A 1,563-nucleotide genomic window follows, 5' to 3' on the forward strand; every position below is an offset into this window, starting at 1 on the left:
CTTGTATGATTATTTAGAAGCTAATAATCATTCATTCCTTTCATTTTAATATCGTGGTTCAATACATTCAGATACTGTGGACTTTTGATTTTTTCCTGTAGCTCTGACTACTCGTAGGAGTGTATTGCCGCTACCTTTATCTGAATTGTTTATAGCTGGATGTTGCCGGAGTAATCTGAGTACTTATTTCCATCAAGTCTACGATGATAATCGATGGTGGATATCACGGTATCAGACTTTAGAAAGGGAGGTACAACCTCATGATTTATGTAGGCATTGACATTGCCAAACTCAATCACTTTGCCTCAGCCATATCTTCTGATGGTGAAGAACTAATCAAGCCGTTCAAATTTACAAATGACAATGATGGCTTCCAACTGCTGCTTTCCAAGCTAGATCCTCTAGACAAGGACAGCCTCATCATTGGTCTTGAATCGACGGCACACTACGGCGACAACCTTGTTCGATATCTTGTTGCTAAGAATTACAAAGTGTGTGTGTTGAACCCCATCAAGACTTCTACTATGCGTAAGAACAACATTCGCAAAACGAAGACTGACAAAGTCGACACATACATCATTTGTAAAACTCTCATGATGCAGGAATCTCTCAGATTTGTGACCTTCTATGATCTTGATCTGATGGACTTAAAAGCCCTTGGACGCTTCCGTCAGAAAACCATTAAGCAGCGAACCCGCCTAAAGATTCAGCTGACTTCTTACGTAGATGAGATATTCCCTGAATTGCAGTATTTCTTCAAATCAGGTCTGCATCAAAAATCTGTCTATGCGCTTCTCAAGGAAGCACCAACACCGGAAGCTATTGCTTCTATGCATATGACTCATCTGGCTCATCTTCTCAAAGTGAACTCGCATGGACGCTTTGATAAAGAGATGGCTCAGCAGTTAAGAGTTCTCGCACAGAAGTCTGTCGGTGCCAGCGACAGTTCTCTATCTATCCAGGTAACTCACACCATACAACAAATAGAGTTACTCGATAGCCAATTAGAAAGAGTTGAAGCTGAAATGACAGAAATAATGAAATTCAATGATTCTGTCATTATGACCATTCCTGGTATCGGATATATCAATGGAGGAATGATACTTGGTGAAATCGGTGATATACATCGTTTCTCCAGCCCCAACAAGCTGCTTGCATATGCCGGTTTAGATCCTTCTGTCTATCAGTCTGGAAACTTTCAGGCTAAGAAGACCAGAATGTCCAAACGTGGATCCAAAGTTCTCAGATATGCACTTGTTAATGCAGCTCACAATGTTGTTAAAAATAATGCCACCTTCAAGGCTTACTACGAAACCAAGATGGCTGAAGGCCGGACTCACTATAATGCCCTCGGACACTGTGCCGGCAAGCTTGTCAGAGTCATCTGGAAGATGCTCACTGACGAAGTAGAATTTAACCTCAATTAAGAGGTCTGGATACCTACATCATAGATTTGTTTAAAAGCACCCATCAGGGAGCCTTATTAAGGTTACCCATTTTTACCACGAAAATGATTTAATAATTTCCAGCTAATCTATGGTTGACTTTTCATAGCTGGTCTCC

At 40.9% G+C, this 1,563-nt stretch carries 1 protein-coding gene; it reads left to right on the top strand.

Features of this window, described 5'->3' with window-relative positions; genetic code table 11:
* Positions 1-260 precede the first annotated feature (260 nt).
* On the top strand, positions 261-1,427 hold the full coding sequence (locus DXB91_RS13990) for an IS110 family transposase (protein ID WP_118018530.1): 1,167 nt from the start codon (positions 261-263) through the stop codon (positions 1,425-1,427).
* Positions 1,428-1,563 lie beyond the last annotated feature (136 nt).

Source organism: Coprococcus sp. OM06-34AC (genome assembly GCF_003462545.1).
In the GTDB taxonomy this organism is placed as follows: Bacteria; Bacillota; Clostridia; order Lachnospirales; family Lachnospiraceae; genus Coprococcus; species Coprococcus aceti.